Genomic DNA, 15,406 nt, shown 5'->3' with positions numbered 1-15,406 from the left:
TAAACCCCGTGTTGGAAGGATAGTCCGGCGATACGCTAACGGTTGCCGATCAAAAAAAAGTAAAGCCCATGCCTACGACCGCGTTCATCACGAGAATGTTTTTCGCAGCGCCGGTATCCCGCCTTTTTTATTTGGCAGCCATAGGGTCTTATTAACAGCCAGCGGGATAAGCTCTCGTCCGGATCGTCCATCGGGCCTCGACTTGACTTCACACGCAGCAACCGGCCAAGACCATGTGGAATGAGAAGCTGAACATCGCCGTCCTCCTGCCTTGTTACAATGAAGCCGCAACAATCGGCGAGGTCGTGCGCGGCTTCCGCAAGGCGCTGCCGCAGGCTGCGATCTATGTCTATGACAATAATTCGACCGACGGCACCGCGCTGCATGCCATGCTTGCCGGCGCGACTGTCGTGCGCGAACGCCGGCAGGGCAAGGGACATGTGGTGCGCCGCATGTTCGCCGATATCGAAGCCGACATCTACCTGATGGCCGACGGCGACGGCACCTATGCGCCCGAAGACGGCGAAGAGCTGATCCGCACGCTGCTGACCGAGGGATCCGACATGGTCGTCGGCACCCGCCGCAACGTTCACAACGACGCCGGCCGGCAGGGCCACGCCTTTGGCAACCGCATCTTCAATTGGCTTTATCGCGGCATCTTCGGGGCCGATTTCACCGATATCTTTTCCGGCTACCGCTGCTTCTCGCGCCGCTTCGTCAAGAGCTTCCCCGCGGTGTCGGGCGGCTTCGAGATCGAGACGGAAATGTCGGTGCATGCCTCCAGGCTGAAACTGCCCGTCAGCGAGCTGGAACTCGATTACGGACGGCGGCCGGAAGGCTCGCATTCGAAGCTTTCCACCTTCCGCGACGGTGGCAGGATTCTCTGGATGTTCGCGATGCTGATGAAGGAAACGCGGCCTTTCGCCTTTTTCGGCGTTCTGAGCGCCGTCGCCATCGAGCTCAGCATCGGCTTCTCCATCCCGGTCTTCATCGAGTATTTCGAAACCGGGCGGGTCTTGCGCATGCCGAGCTGGATGCTCTCGCTGGCGCTCACAATGATCGCCTTCATGCTGTTTACGGCCGGCATCATTCTGGATTCCGTGGCGCGCGCCCGCGCCGAACAGCTGCGCATCCACTATATGAGCCTGCCCAAGCCCTCCTCCGGGGAAAGCGGCGATGACAGGACGGTTTACATGGCTGAGATTGACAAGCCGCCAAGCCGGAAGAAAAGGGCCAAGGCGGCATGAAGAAGCTCTTTCGCTTCCTGATCGCAGGCGGTGTCGGCTTCGTGGTCGATGCGGGCGTGCTGCATCTCTTGCTCTGGTTCACACCTTTCGGCCCATTCGTCGGCCGTGCCATTTCGATACCGAGCGCGCTGCTTGCCACCTGGGTACTCAACCGTAACTTCACCTTCGGCCGATCCGACCGCTCGCTTGCGGCGGAGGGTTTCCGCTACGGTTCGGTCGGGCTGACCTCGGCTCTGCTGAACTACGCCCTCTTCAGTTCTTTGCTGATGACCGAGCCGGGGCTCAGGCCCATCATTGCCTTAATCCTGTCTTCGGCGGCGGCGACGGCGTTCAGCTTCTTCGGCTATTCGCGCTTCGTCTTCCGCCACCGGCAGAGCCCCTGAGGAAACTCTCAGACCGGCTCCCAGCCGTCCTTCTCGCTGGCGCGGTAGATGGCGTCGATGACCTTTTGGTTGAGCTTCGAACTTTCCAGCGACACGACCTCCGCGCCTTGACCAAGCGCGGCAGAGGCGAAGGCCTCCGCCTCACGCTTGTATTGGCGGCTGTCGGGAAAGCGGAAAATCTGCGATTCCGAATGGCCGCGGTTGGTCAGCTCCAGCTCTTCAGCGCCATAACGGTCGGCATTGAAGGGTGATTTCACCTCGATGAAACCATCCGTACCGTGGAAGACCATGACCTGACGGTTGGCCATCTGCGTCGAGATGTAGAAGGTCAGTTCGAAATCGCCGAAGTCTGCCTTGACGCTGGAGTAGATGTCGGTGCCGAACTCCGGATCGCGCTCGGTCACCGCCTGGATGCGCAGGGGCTCGCGGCCGGTGACGAAACGCGTGCTGATGGACGGGTAGACGCCGATATCGGGCAGGCCACCGCCGCCAAGTGCGGGAATGTTGCGCATGTTGCCGGCATCGCGGTTGAAATAGGTGAAGGCGCCCTGGATGTGGCGCAGCCGGCCGATGGCGCCGTCGGCGAGCAGCGAGCGGACCTTCCGCCAGACCGGCGCATAGGTGACCATATAGGCTTCCGTCACCAGAACCTTGTTGCGGTCGCGGGCGGCAATCAGACTGTCGATCTCATCCGCCTTGAGAGCGATCGGCTTTTCGCACAACACATGCTTGCCGGCATCGGCAGCCTTGATCGTCCATTCGACATGCTGAGAGGTCGGCAGGGGGATATAGACGGCATCGATCGTGTCGGAGGCGAGCATCTCCTCATAGGAGCCGAAGGCATGCGGCACGGAGAAGCGATCGGCCATCTGCCGGGCGCGGGCGAGATCGCGGCTGGCGATGGCCGTCACCACGCAATTTTCAGCATCCTGGATAGCGGGCACGACAAGCTCGCGGCCGATCTTGGCCGTCGACAGAATTCCGAAACGCAACATGATCTCTCTCCTGAAGCATCGCATCCACGGCGCAGACCGCGCCCTAGGAGCCAGTAAGGTTGAAAAGCAGAGCCAGCGACTCGACGCCGCAGCAGCGGCGCTGACCTTAAGCGCCAGCCGCAGCGGGCGCAACGCCGTTCCAAAAGTGGCCTTCGCCGATGAATAAAGAAATCGTTAGTGGAATTTCACTCTTCGCGGCGTTAGCCTGCCTTTTTCTTCCTCCGGCATCCTTCGCCGGCCCGACTCTCGAGTGATTTGGAGTGATATCATGGACATGCGCAAGCTTGGACGAACCGATCTGTTTGTCGCCCCCATCGTTTTCGGCGGCAATGTCTTCGGCTGGACGGCCGATGAGAAAACCTCCTACGCATTGCTCGACGCCTTCTTCGACGCCGGCTTCAACACGATCGATACGGCCGATGTCTATTCCCGCTGGGTTCCCGGCAACAAGGGCGGCGATTCCGAAGAGATCATCGGCAAGTGGCTGAAGCAGGGCCGCGTTTCGCGCGACAAGGCCATCATCATCACCAAGATCGGATCGGAGATGGGGCCGGGCAAGAAGGGCCTCAAGGCCGGCTACATCATCGAAGCGGCTGAAGCCTCGCTGAAGCGGCTGCAGACCGATCACATCGACCTTTATCTCTCGCACTGGCCGGATCCTGAGACGCCGTATGAGGAGTCGCTTGCCGCCTATGCCAAGCTGCAGGAACAGGGCAAGATCCGCCATGTCGGCTGTTCGAACCTCGATGCGACGCAGCTCCAGGCTTCGCTCGATGCTGCCGCCAAGGCCGGCCTGCCGCGCTATGACGTGCTGCAGCCGGAATACAATCTCTATGCCCGCGACAGCTTCGAAGGGCCGCTGGCGGATCTCTGCGTTAGGGAAGAGATCGGCGTCATCACCTATTTCAGCCTCGCCGCCGGCTTCCTGACCGGCAAGTACCGCACCAAGGCCGATACCGAAGGACGGGCGCGCGAGAACCGGGTTTCAGCCTATTTCGACGACAAGGGCCTGCGCATCCTTGCGGCCCTCGACAAGGTCGCCGCCGAAACCGGCGCGAAGCCCGCAGAAATCGCGCTCGCCTGGCTCTTACGCAAACGCGGTGTCACAGCCCCGATCGCCAGCGCCACCAGCCTCAGCCAGCTCGACGCGCTCATCAATTCGGCAAAGGTTTCGCTTTCCGATGACGCCATGCGCCTGCTCGATGCAGCCGGCGAATAAAAGAGGCAATCCAATGACCGTGACGATCCGAGACGCCAGACCCGAAGATGAAGCGCGCTGGCGCGCGCTATGGAACGGCTATCTCGCCTTCTATGGCGTCACCGTCGCGCCCGACATTACCGATGCGACATGGCGCCGCGTCTTCGATCCGGCGTCGGCGATCTTCATGCGCGTCGCTGAGGTCGATGGCGAGGTGAAGGGCTTTACCCTCAGCCTCACGCATGAGGGCACATGGGTGCGCGCGCCCGACTGCTATCTGGAAGACCTGTTCGTCGATGAAAGCGCTCGCGGCCGCGGCGTCGGTCGGGCGCTGCTCGACGACCTCGTTGCCCTTTGCAAGAAGAACGGCTGGGCTCGTCTTTGCTGGCATACGGAAGAAGGCAACGCGACCGCCCGCAAGCTCTACGACACCTATGTCGAAAGCGACGGGCATATTCGCTATCGCATCAGCTTTTGAGCTTGGGAAAGCCCTCATAATGGGCTGCATGATCACCGTCCCAGTTCGCCATGCCGGGCTTCGTCAGCATGCCGCGCGGGCTGACATAGCTCTGGATGGTCCGCATCGGCCGCTCGTGCCATTGGATGTTGAAGGCCCAGAGCTTCGGGAAGAAGCAGAGCGAGGCATAGGGCAGATGATCGTGGATCCACCAGGCGAGCTTCTGCCAGTCGCCCTCATGGCGGTGACGATCGATCAGCCATGGCACGACGATACAGACTGCAGCCCCCATGCAGCCGTCGAGATCGCGCATATCCCAGATGTGATGCGCGGCAGTGTGCGGATTGGTCGAGCAATTCAGTCCGTTCCTGTTACCGAAGGCGTTGACCTCGGGTGAGCGATAACCTGAGCGGATATGCAGCCGGCCAAAGGTCGCTTCCAGCGGCTCCAGCAATTCCTCGCAGAGCCTGCGGCCCGTCTCGATCGCCAGATCGGGATCCTCCGGAATATTGGGAATGCGATAGAAATCCGATATTTCCGAATGCAGGAAATCGCGAAAAAAGAAGTTCCTCGAAAGCCTGACGCGGCCGAGATCCTCAAGCCCCTTCATCGATCCCGGTTTTCTCATCGCTGCTATCCCTTTCTGAAACCATTCGATCAGTCGAGACGACTTATCGCATCACCGCCACCCGATTTCTGTCAGCAGCTATGTCAGGGTCCGGCATATTTAAAGAAATCGATGAAGGCTCTGAGCGCCGGGCGCATCTGGCGGCGGCTTGGATAATAGATACAGAAGCCGGGATAGGGCGGACACCAATCCTCCAGCACGCGGATGAGCTTGCCCTCGGCCAATTCCTGCTGCACGCGAATGTCGAAGAGATAGGCAAGGCCGGCGCCATTGAGGGCGGCTAAAACGCCGAGCCGATCCTCGATCACGATCAGGGGCCCATCGACGGCAACGACCAGCTCGCGGCCATCCTTCTCGAATTCCCAGCGATAGATCGAGCCATCGCTGAACCGCCGCTTGATGCAGCGATGATGGACGAGATCGCGCGGATGCAGAGGCTTCGGATGCTTTTCGAAATAGGCCGGAGAGCCGGCAATGACGGTGCGTATATCCGGCGAGATCTTCACCGCGATCATGTCGCCTTCGATGCTCTCCGCCAGCCGGATGCCCGCATCGTAGCCTTCCTTGACGATATTGCTGAAGCCGTCCTCGTTGGCGATTTCGAGCGTGATATCGGGATAGGTATTGAGGAAATCGCCGATGCGGGGCGCCATCAGCAGATCGGAGGCAAAACGAGGCGCGGTGATGCGCAGCGTTCCCGCCGGGCGACCACGGGTCGCAAGCGTATCCTCCAGCGCGATATCGATTTCCTCCAGGGCGGGCGCCAGCCGTTGCAATAGCGCCTGCCCCTCCTCCGTCGGGAGCACGCTGCGCGTGGTGCGGGCAAGCAGGCGCACGCCTAGGCTTTCCTCCAGGCTGGAGACGGCATGGCTGACGGCCGACGGCGCGATCGACAATTCCTTGCCGGCGGCGCGGAAGCTTCGATGGGCGGCGACGGCAGCGAATACCGCAAGCTGAGAGAGCTGTGTTCTGTTCATTGATCTAAATTATAGAACAACCTGTAAGGATTTGCACCGATTTTCATTCATTGTCCGGAACCCTAATTTGAGCATGTCGGCAGCGGAAATGACCGCCGCCGCTTCCATAAGCTCAAAAGGAATAGATCATGAAAACCCGCAGGCTTGGTAAGGATCTCACCGTTTCCGCCGTCGGACTCGGCTGCATGGGCATGAGCTTCGCCTATGGCCCGACGGACGACGACGAATCCGTCAAAACGCTGCACCGCGCCGTCGATCTCGGCGTCACCTTTTTCGATACCGCCGAAATGTATGGCCCCTTCACCAACGAAGAGCTGCTCGGCCGCACGCTGAGGCCGGTTCGCGACCGTGTGGTCATTGCCACCAAATTCGGTTTCAAGCTCGATCACACGAAATCGGGGCTCGCCGCCATGAATGGCGTCGACAGCCGGCCGGAACATGTGAAGGAAGTCGCCGAAGCCTCGCTGAAGCGGCTTGGCACCGACGTCATCGACCTTTTCTACCAGCATCGCGTCGATCCGAATGTGCCGATCGAAGATACGGTCGGCGCCATGACAGAGCTTGTAAAAGAGGGCAAGGTGCGCGCGCTCGGCCTTTCCGAAGCGAGCTCTGCCACCATCCGCCGCGCCCATGCCGTACATCCGATCGCCGCCGTGCAGAGCGAATATTCGCTCTGGAGCCGCGATCCGGAAGAAGATGTGCTCGCCACCTGCCGCGAACTCGGGATCGGCTTCGTGCCTTATAGCCCACTCGGCCGCGGCTTCCTCACCGGCATGATCCAAAAGACAGAAGACCTCGCCGACGACGATTTCCGCCGTTCGCTGCCGCGCTTCCAGGGCGAGAATTTCGATGCCAACGCGGCCCTCGTGGCGAAGCTTCAAGCTCTTGCCGAAGAAAAGAACGCCACGGCGGCACAACTGGCGCTCGCATGGGTTCTGCATCAGGGCGACGACATCGTACCGATCCCTGGCGCTCGCAAGCTGCACCATCTCGAGCAGAATGCCGCGGCTGCCGATATCGTCCTTTCGGCACAAGAGGTGAAGGAACTCGGCGATATCATTAAGCCCGAGATCGTCATCGGAAAGCGGTATACCGATGCCGCCTTGGCCTTGACGAATATATGACAAACGGGCTTCCCGTGCGGCTCAGACAGAGACACCGGCCAACAAAGCCGGTGTCATTTTGAGACTGAAAAAAAAATGAAGCCCGGCTGAAGCTTGGGTGAACATGCGAAATGCCTGAATTACAGCCTCTTTCAAGAGCCTAGGCGAATCGTCATTAACGTGAAGCCTAGACAACAGCTCGACGCTCGGTTGACAAACTCGCCCGAAATTTGAAGATTGCCGCCATCAAAACGGGCAGCGTGGGGAGGACTTATGTCTAGGCGCGCGTTTATCGGCTTCTCTGCATTTCTTCTCGCCACTTTCACCTCTCTAAGCCCCTCGCTCGCGGCTGAGGTCAAGCGCCAGGTGGTCACCACGAAGGATGGCGATTACTTCGGCTTCGATCTGCGCACAGAGCAGAATGTGACGCTGGATCAGTGCTCCGCCTCCTGCATTGGCGACAAGTCCTGCAAGGCCTTCACCTACAATCCCAAGGTGAAGTGGTGCTTCATGAAGTCGGACTTCAATCAGCTCAACAGTTTCCCCGGCGCGATCGCGGGCAAGATCGTCGAGACGGCGGCCACCAGCGAGCCGGATATCGGCGCTGCCCCTGCCCTTTCCTTCCTTTCCGACAATTTCGTCCAGAGCGCGCGCGATGCCAAGAACACGCTGACGCTCGGTAACGAGCTGAAGGGCCAGGGCGTCGAAAGCCTGATTGCCCTCGGCCGCATCGAGCTGACTTCGGGCAATGTCAACGATGCCCTCAACGCCTTCCAGGGTGCGCTCTCGCTCAGCCCCGACAATGGCGACCTGTGGATCGAGATGGCGCGCGCCGCCAATACGATCACGAACGACACGTCTGTCGCCACGCGGGCCGCCTATGCCGCGCTCAACGGCTATCAGCTGACCCGCACGACGAGCAGCCGCGCCGATGCGCTGGCGGTTCTCGCCGAGGCACTGAAGAATGCGCAGAACTATCGTCCCGCGCTCAGCGCCTACAAGGCGAGTCTCAATCTGGTCAGCTCGGCCGCGGTGCAGGCAGCCTACAACGATCTTCTGGCCCGCCAGGGCTTCCGCGTGACAGGCAATACGCTCGACAACGACAATGCGTCGCCGCGCGCCTGCGTGCAGTTTTCCGAAAAGCTGGTAAAGAGCGGCGTCGACTACACGCCCTTCGTCACCGTCAACGGCGCCGCGCCGAAGGGTGTCGATGCCAAGGATAACCAGATCTGCGTCGAAGGCCTGGAATTCGGCCAGCACTACCGCATTTCGCTGCGCGCCGGCCTGCCCTCTTCGGTGGATGAAAATCTTGCCTCGCAGGTCAATGTCGACATCTACGTCAAGGATCGCGCCGCCTCGCTGCGTTTCACCGGCGACAATTTCGTGCTGCCCTCGACCGCGCGTCGCGGCATCCCGATCGTTTCGGTCAACGCCAACACGGCCAATCTCAAACTCTACCGCATCGGCGACCGCAATATTGCGCAGCTTCTGAACAATTCGCAGTTCCTGACGCAGGTGGACAGCTACAGCGCCCAGACCATCCAGGACACCAATGGCGAGCTGGTCTGGCAGGGCTCCATCGAGATCAAGCAGGAACTCAACAAGGAAGTCGCGACCAGCTTCCCGGTCGATGAGGTCCTGCCGAAGCGCAAGCCCGGCGTCTATGTGCTGACGGCGGTCGCGCCCGACAGCGGCGGGCACGAGTGGGACCCGCAGGCGACACAATGGTTCGTCGTTTCCGATATCGGGGTCACCACCTATGCCGGCACCGACGGACTGAATGTCTTCGCCCGCTCGCTCGGCAGCGCCAAACCGATTGCCGGCGTCCAGCTGCAGCTGCTTGCCAAGAACAATGAAATTCTCGGTACAGCCAAGACCGACGACAATGGCCGCGCCGTCTTCAGCGCCGGCCTGATGCGCGGCACGGCGGGCATGACGCCGGCCGTCATCACGGCTCAGAACGGCGATCAGGATTATGTCTTCCTCGACATGACGCGCGCCGGCTTCGATCTTTCCGACCGCGGCGTTGCGGGTAGAACCGCACCTGGCGCGATCGACCTCTTGACCTGGACCGAGCGTGGCATCTACCGCGCCGGCGAGACGGTGCATGCCTCGGCACTTGCCCGTGACGTCAGCTCGACGGCGGTCGAAAACCTGCCCCTCACCTTCGTCTTCCTGCGCCCGGATGGCGTCGAGGATCGCCGCATCGTCACCGATGGCGGCAAGCTCGGCGGCTACAACGTCGACCTGCCGCTGCAGCAGACCTCGATGCGCGGCACCTGGACGATGAACATCTATACAGACCCGAAGGGCGCCTCCATCGGCTCGCAGACCTTCCTCGTCGACGACTTCGTGCCGGATCGCATCGAATTCGACCTGAAGAGCGACGCCAAGGAAATAGAAGTCGGCCAGCCGACGCCTGTTAATGTCGATGGACGCTATCTCTATGGCGCGCCGGCTGCCGGCCTCAACCTCGAAGGCGAAGTGACGCTGAAGCCGACGCGCCAGAGCGATGCCTTCAAGGGCTATCAGTTCGGCCTCGCCGACGAGGGTGCTGGCAAGGCGAACGCAAACAATGACGACGACGACAGCAGCAGCGGCGACAGCAAGGCGGAAAGCACGCAGGTGCCGCTCGAAGACCTTCAGGCGCTCGACGAAAACGGCAAGACCACCTTCAATGTCACGATCAACGACACGCCGTCGACCACGCAGCTCCTGAACGCCAATATCACGGTGCGTATGCAGGAAGCCGGCGGCCGCGCCGTCGAGCGCTCGCTGACCCTGCCCGTCAAGGCGGACGGTCCGCGCATCGGCATCAAGCCGGAATTCGACGGCGATCTCGGCGAGAATTCCGTCGGCAACTTCCATGTCATCGTGGTCGACGCCAATGGCCAGAAACAGGCCATGCAGGGCCTGACCTGGAAGCTGCTCAGCGTCGAGCGCAATTATCAATGGTATCGCGACGGCAGCAGCTGGAAGTTCGAGCCGATCATGTCCACCAAGCAGGTGGCGGTCGGCACGGTCAACGCCACGACAGACGGCGCGGCGATTTCCATGCCGGTCACCTGGGGCCGCTACCGTCTCGAAGTCTCTACCGCCGATGCGAACGGTCCGGAATCGAGCGTCGAATTCAATGCCGGCTGGTATGTCGCCTCCACCTCGACGGAAACGCCTGACGCGCTCGAGATCGCACTCGACAAGGAAAGTTACCATGTCGGCGATACGGCCAAGCTGAAGGTCACCTCGCGCTATGCCGGCCAGCTCATGGTGACGGCAGGCTCGGAAACGCTGATCTCGGTTACCAATGCCGATATCGGCGCGACGGGCGGCGAAGTTGACGTTCCCGTAACGGCGGACTGGGGTGCCGGCACCTATCTGACGGCTACCCTTTTCCGCCCTGGTGACGCCCAGGAAAGCCGCATGCCCATGCGCGCCATCGGCATCAAGTGGGCACCGGTCGACCCCGGCGAGCGCAAGTTGCAGATCAAGATCGACGCGCCGCAGAAGACGCTGCCGCGCCAGCCGCTGAATATCGCCCTGCAGGTCGCCGGCGCCGGCGCCAATGAGGACGCCTATGTCACGATCGCGGCCGTCGATGTCGGCATCCTCAATCTCACGCGCTACCAGCCGCCGGCACCGGATGACTGGTATTACGGCCAGCGCCAGCTCGGCCTCGAAATCCGCGATATCTACGGTCGCCTCATCGACGGCTCGCTCGGCGCGACCGGCAAGCTGCGCACCGGCGGCGACGGCGGACAGGCGGCCCTGCAGGCAAGCCCGCCGAAGGAAAAGCTGATCGCGTTCTTCTCCGGCCCCATCAAGCTCGATGCCAGCGGCAAGGCCAATGTCAGCTTCGACATTCCGCAGTTCAACGGCACTGCGCGGCTCATGGCGGTTGCCTGGTCGAAGGCTGGCGTCGGCCACGCAACGCAGGATGTGATCATCCGCGATCCGGTTGTCGTCACCGCAAGCCTGCCGAAATTCCTGGCTCCCGGAGACAAGGCGAACCTGCGTCTCGACGTCGCCAACACCGATGCGCCCGCGGGCGAGTACACGCTCGCCGTGACGGGCAACAGCGCGGTGACCGTGGATGCGAGCGCCGCGCAGCAGAAGATTAACCTGCAGACCGGCGGCAAGTACAACATCACGCTGCCGCTGACCGGCGGACAGCCGGGCGACGGTACGGTTTCGATCAAGCTCTCGAATGCGTCGGGCATGTCACTCGATCAATCGGTCGATATCCCGGTGCGCCCATCGCAACTGCCGGTCACCGAACGGCGTGTCATCGCGCTTGCCCCCGGCAAGGGCCTGACCGTTAATGCCGACCTTCTCGCCGACAGCGTGCTGCCCGGCGCCTCGGTCAGCGTCAATGTCAGCCGTTCCAGCGCTTTCGACGTGCCGGCGCTCTTGATGAGCCTCAGCCGCTATCCCTATGGCTGCGCGGAACAGACGGCGAGCAGCGCGATGCCGCTGCTCTACTTCAGCGACATGGCCATCAAGAACGGCCTTGCCGACGATGCCGAAATCCAGAAGCGCGTGCAGGACTCGATCTATCGCGAACTGTCCTACCAGTCTTCGACGGGCAGCTTCGGCCTCTGGGGGCCGGGCTCCGGCGATCTCTGGCTTGATGCATACGTGATGGATTTCCTGACCCGCGCCCGCGAGCAGAAGTACAACGTGCCGGATCAGGCGATGGTGCAGGGGCTCGAAAACCTCCAGAATGCGCTCAGCGCCAACACCAATGTCAAGGATAATGGCAACGAGATCGCCTATGCGCTTTATGTGCTGGCACGCAACAAGAAGGCCTCGATCAGCGATCTGCGCTACTATGCGGACACAATGCTGAACGACTTCCCGACGCCGCTCTCCAAGGCGCATCTGGCTGCGGCTCTGGCGCTCTATGGGGATGCTCAGCGCTCGCGCAATATCTTCCTGGATTCGCTGCAGATGTCGCAGAAGGCGGCGGTGACCAAGGTCAGCTTCGTCCGCTCGGATTACGGCTCGTCGCTGCGCGACGGTGCCGCCGTGCTGGCGCTGGCCGCCGAAAGCCGTCCGGTGCCGCCGATCATTCCGGATCTCGCAAGCGTCGTCGCCAAGGATTGGCAGAGCCGGAAATATACCAGCACCCAGGAGCAGACCTGGATGCTGCTCGCTGCCCGCGCTTTGCAGAACGGCGATGACGGCCTGACGCTCGATGTCAACGGTGCCGCCCACAGCGGCACCTATATGGCGCAGATGTCGGGCGATGCCCTGATGGGCCATCCGCTGACGGTGACCAACACGACGCGCCAGCCGCTGTCAGCTGCCGTGACCACGGTCGCGGCTCCGGTCGCACAGCTGCCGGCCGGCGGCAACGGCTTCAAGATCGAGCGCAAATACTACACGCTCGACGGCGAAGAGGCGAATGTCAGCCAGGCACAGCAGAACGAACGTTACGTGGTCGTCCTGCATGTGACCGAGGACAATGACTGGCCGCAGCGCATCCTCGTGACCGATCTTTTGCCGGCAGGCTTCGAGATCGACAATCCGAGCATCGTCAACAGCGCCCAGCTTTCGAACTTCGACTGGCTCAGCGAAATTCAGCCTGCTCATGTCGAATTCCGAAACGACCGCTTCGTGGCTGCCTTCGATCAGGGCTCCGGAGCAGACCGCGATATGACCTTCGCCTATGTCGTGCGCGCGGTTACCCCCGGCGTCTACGATCATCCGGCCGCAAGCGTCGAGGACATGTATCGTCCGCAGTTTTCGGCCCGCACGGCGATGGGCCGCATGGAGGTGCTGGGCGCCCAGCAGTAAGAAGCAGCCATGAAGGCGCGGTGGAAAATTGCGGTCGGCATTGGAGCCACCGTATTAACGGCGGTGGCTCTGGTCTTCGGCCTGGAAGCCGCGGACCGCGCCTATCCGCCGCCGCTGGATAATGCGCGCGTGGTCTCGGCCGAGGTGCTCGACGCCAATGGCGATCTCCTGCGCGCCTTCGCCATGCCAGAGGGCCGGTGGCGGCTGAAGACCGGCGTTGCCGATGTCGATCCGCAATTTCTGCGCATGCTGGTCGCCTATGAGGACCGGCGCTTCTACGACCACCACGGCGTCGATCCGATAGCGATCGGCCGTGCCTTCCTGCAGCTCCTCACCCATGGCCGCATCGTCTCCGGCGGCTCGACGCTCTCCATGCAGGTGGCGCGCCTGATCGAGCCGCGCAGCGAGCGGTCGATGACGGCGAAGCTCCTGCAGGTCGTCCGTGCCATCCAGATCGAGCGGCGACTGACCAAGGAACAGATCCTCGACCTTTACCTGACCCATGCGCCCTATGGCGGCAATCTAGAAGGCGTGCGCGCGGCGAGCCTTGCCTATTTTGGCAAGGAGCCGCGGCACTTGACGGTCGCGCAGGCGGGCCTGCTCGTGGCGCTGCCGCAGCTGCCGGAAAAACGCCGGCCGGACCGCAATCTCGCGGCAGCCCAGGCTGCCCGCCATCGCGTGCTTGAGCGCGCCGCCGTAGCAGCTGTTATCGGCGAAGGTGAAGCGGAATGGGCCTCGCTTTCCCCCATTCCGGCCCAGCGCCGGCAGTTGCCAGCCTATGCCGCGCATCTCGCCGAACTGACGCTGCGCAAACAGCCCGGCATCATCAAGCACAAGACGACGCTGCGGCGCGATGTACAGCAGGGCCTCGAAGCCGTTGCGGATGCGGCGGCAAAGCGGCTTGGGCCGAAAGTGTCGGTCGCCATGATCATGGCTGACGCCAAGACCGGCGAGATCATCGGCGAAGTCGGCTCGGCCAATTATTTCGATTCCTCGCGCGCCGGCTGGGTCGACATGACCCGCGCGCTGCGCTCGCCCGGCTCGACGCTGAAGCCCTTCATCTACGGCCTTGCCTTCGAGCACGGCTATGTGGCGCAGGAAACGATCATCGAGGATCGCCCCGCCGATTTCTACGGCTACCGCCCCCGAAATTTCGACATGAGCTACCAAGGCGATGTCAGCGTGCGTCAGGCGCTGCAGCTGTCGCTCAACGTGCCGGCCGTGCGGCTGCTCGATGCCGTCGGTCCCACGCGGCTGCTGGTGCGTTTCCGCCGTGCCGAGGTGAAGCCGAAGCTGCCGCCGAACGAAGCGCCCGGCCTTGCCATCGGCCTCGGGGGGGTCGGCGTGACGCTGAAGGACCTCGTGCAGCTCTATGCCGGCCTTGCCAATCGCGGCAAGGCGATGCGGATCGGCGACGGCGTACAGGACGAGCCGGGGCCGATCGACGGCGTGCCGTTGATGGAGCCGATCGCGGCGTGGAACATTACCGATATTCTCTCCGACATCATCGCGCCGCGCGGCAGCAAGCAGCTCGGCATCGCCTACAAGACCGGCACCAGCTACGGCAACCGCGATGCCTGGTCGATCGGCTATGACGGTGCGCATGTGCTCGGCGTCTGGGTCGGTCGTCCGGACAATGGCGCCGTGCCGGGGCTGGCGGGCTATGTTTCCGCCGCCCCCATCCTGTTCGAGGCCTTCGCGAAATCCGGCGTTGCCATAACCCCCTTCCCTGCCGCTCCTATGGGAGCCGTGCGCATCGCGCCGACCGAACTGCCGATCAGCCAACGGCGCTTTTCCGTGACCGCCGCTGGGCTGCTGGCCGCCTCCAGCCGCGAACCGGCGCCGCAGATCGTCTATCCGCCGGAAGGCGCGCGCGTCGATCTCGGCGCCAGCAGTGGCAACGACCAGATCATGCCGCTGGCGCTGAAGCTGCAGGGTGGCAGGGCGCCGTTCCGCTGGCTCGCCAACGGCAAGCCGCTGCCCGACATGTCGCGCCGCCGCACCAACCAGTGGACACCCGATGGTGCCGGCTATTCGACGCTGACCGTCATCGACGCGGCCGGACGCGCGGCAAGCGTGCGGGTCTTTGTCGAATGATTAAGTCAAATCATTGCGATCACGCCGCCCGCATTTTTGTCAGCTGCCGGCGTCTATGATATCTTAGGCATAACTCAAGAGAGGAATGGCGAGATGTCGGAAGAGCAGGCAATCCGTGCGGTTGTTCATCTCTATGTCGATGGAATGGCATTCGCGAACGAGCCGGCGCTGCGCAAGGCCTTCCATCCGCGAGCAGCGATCATCGGCAATTACCAGGGCGCGGTGGAATGGATGACGCGCGACGAATTCATCGCCGCGATCGTCGAGGAAGGCAGCGCCCCGCCCGGCACCATGCCGCTGATGGAGATCGAACTGATCGACATCGAAGGCGATGCGGCAAGCGTCAAGGTCGTCGACGAATTCGCCGGCATGCGGTTTTCGGATTATTTGTCACTGGTGAAGATCGATGGACGGTGGAGCGTGGTGAACAAGGTTTATCATCTGCATCGGTAGAACCGGTTGCTTTGATGCGCCGCACCTGTGATACCCCCTCTGTCACTGTCGGCGAGTCACCAATCTCCCCCT

General features: G+C 62.2%; 12 protein-coding genes. 9 read left to right on the top strand and 3 right to left on the bottom strand.

The genetic code is table 11. The features are described 5' to 3' along the window. Positions 1-233 precede the first annotated feature (233 nt). Entirely contained in the window at positions 234-1,247 is a 1,014-nt protein-coding gene (locus C7U61_RS01400; protein ID WP_106996356.1) for a glycosyltransferase, read from the top strand. Next, positions 1,244-1,630, top strand: coding sequence for a GtrA family protein (locus C7U61_RS01395; protein ID WP_106996355.1), 387 nt, complete (start codon positions 1,244-1,246; stop codon positions 1,628-1,630). Before C7U61_RS01400 ends, C7U61_RS01395 begins: the two co-directional genes overlap by 4 nt. 8 nt (positions 1,631-1,638) lie before the next feature. On the opposite strand, the gene C7U61_RS01390 is transcribed toward C7U61_RS01395, so the two are convergent. After that, entirely contained in the window at positions 1,639-2,625 is a 987-nt protein-coding gene (locus tag C7U61_RS01390; RefSeq protein ID WP_106996354.1) for a Gfo/Idh/MocA family oxidoreductase, read from the bottom strand. On the opposite strand from C7U61_RS01390, the gene C7U61_RS19415 reads away from it, so the two are divergent. From C7U61_RS19415 to C7U61_RS01380, 3 genes are all read left to right on the top strand, one after another. Then, the gene (locus C7U61_RS19415; RefSeq protein WP_181315764.1) at positions 2,624-2,791 is read left to right on the top strand and encodes a hypothetical protein; all 168 of its coding nucleotides are present in this window, start codon (positions 2,624-2,626) and stop codon (positions 2,789-2,791) included. The genes C7U61_RS01390 and C7U61_RS19415 overlap by 2 nt on opposite strands. Before the next feature lie 102 nt (positions 2,792-2,893). Further along, the gene (locus C7U61_RS01385; RefSeq protein ID WP_106996353.1) at positions 2,894-3,844 is read left to right on the top strand and encodes an aldo/keto reductase; all 951 of its coding nucleotides are present in this window, start codon (positions 2,894-2,896) and stop codon (positions 3,842-3,844) included. A 13-nt stretch (positions 3,845-3,857) separates the two neighbouring features. Further along, a complete protein-coding gene (locus tag C7U61_RS01380; protein WP_106996352.1) occupies positions 3,858-4,301 on the top strand; it encodes a GNAT family N-acetyltransferase in 444 nt (147 codons plus the stop codon). Here the strand turns inward: C7U61_RS01380 and C7U61_RS01375 are convergent. Then, positions 4,291-4,908 carry a hypothetical protein gene (locus C7U61_RS01375; RefSeq protein WP_106996351.1) on the bottom strand — a complete coding sequence of 206 codons (618 nt, stop codon included), beginning with the start codon at positions 4,906-4,908 and terminating at the stop codon, positions 4,291-4,293. The two genes, C7U61_RS01380 and C7U61_RS01375, sit on opposite strands and share 11 nt — an antisense overlap. A gap of 83 nt (positions 4,909-4,991) precedes the next feature. Next, positions 4,992-5,885, bottom strand: coding sequence for a LysR family transcriptional regulator (locus C7U61_RS01370; RefSeq protein ID WP_106996350.1), 894 nt, complete (start codon positions 5,883-5,885; stop codon positions 4,992-4,994). A gap of 128 nt (positions 5,886-6,013) precedes the next feature. On the opposite strand from C7U61_RS01370, the gene C7U61_RS01365 reads away from it, so the two are divergent. From C7U61_RS01365 to C7U61_RS01350, 4 genes are all read left to right on the top strand, one after another. Continuing rightward, positions 6,014-7,009 carry an aldo/keto reductase gene (locus C7U61_RS01365; protein WP_106996349.1) on the top strand — a complete coding sequence of 332 codons (996 nt, stop codon included), beginning with the start codon at positions 6,014-6,016 and terminating at the stop codon, positions 7,007-7,009. 252 nt (positions 7,010-7,261) lie between these two features. Beyond that, a complete protein-coding gene (locus C7U61_RS01360) occupies positions 7,262-12,784 on the top strand; it encodes an alpha-2-macroglobulin family protein (RefSeq protein ID WP_106996348.1) in 5,523 nt (1,840 codons plus the stop codon). Between the two features lie 9 nt (positions 12,785-12,793). Next, positions 12,794-14,881, top strand: coding sequence for a penicillin-binding protein 1C (gene pbpC / locus C7U61_RS01355; protein ID WP_106996347.1), 2,088 nt, complete (start codon positions 12,794-12,796; stop codon positions 14,879-14,881). A gap of 93 nt (positions 14,882-14,974) precedes the next feature. After that, complete coding sequence (locus tag C7U61_RS01350; protein WP_106996346.1) at positions 14,975-15,334, top strand: nuclear transport factor 2 family protein; 360 nt, start codon at positions 14,975-14,977, stop codon at positions 15,332-15,334. Positions 15,335-15,406: the final 72 nt, after the last annotated feature.

This window comes from Rhizobium sp. JAB6 (genome assembly GCF_003024605.1).
GTDB lineage: Bacteria > Pseudomonadota > Alphaproteobacteria > Rhizobiales > Rhizobiaceae > Rhizobium.
The sequence above is the reverse complement of the archived record's forward strand: the minus strand, read 5'-3'. Positions and strand labels throughout refer to the sequence as shown.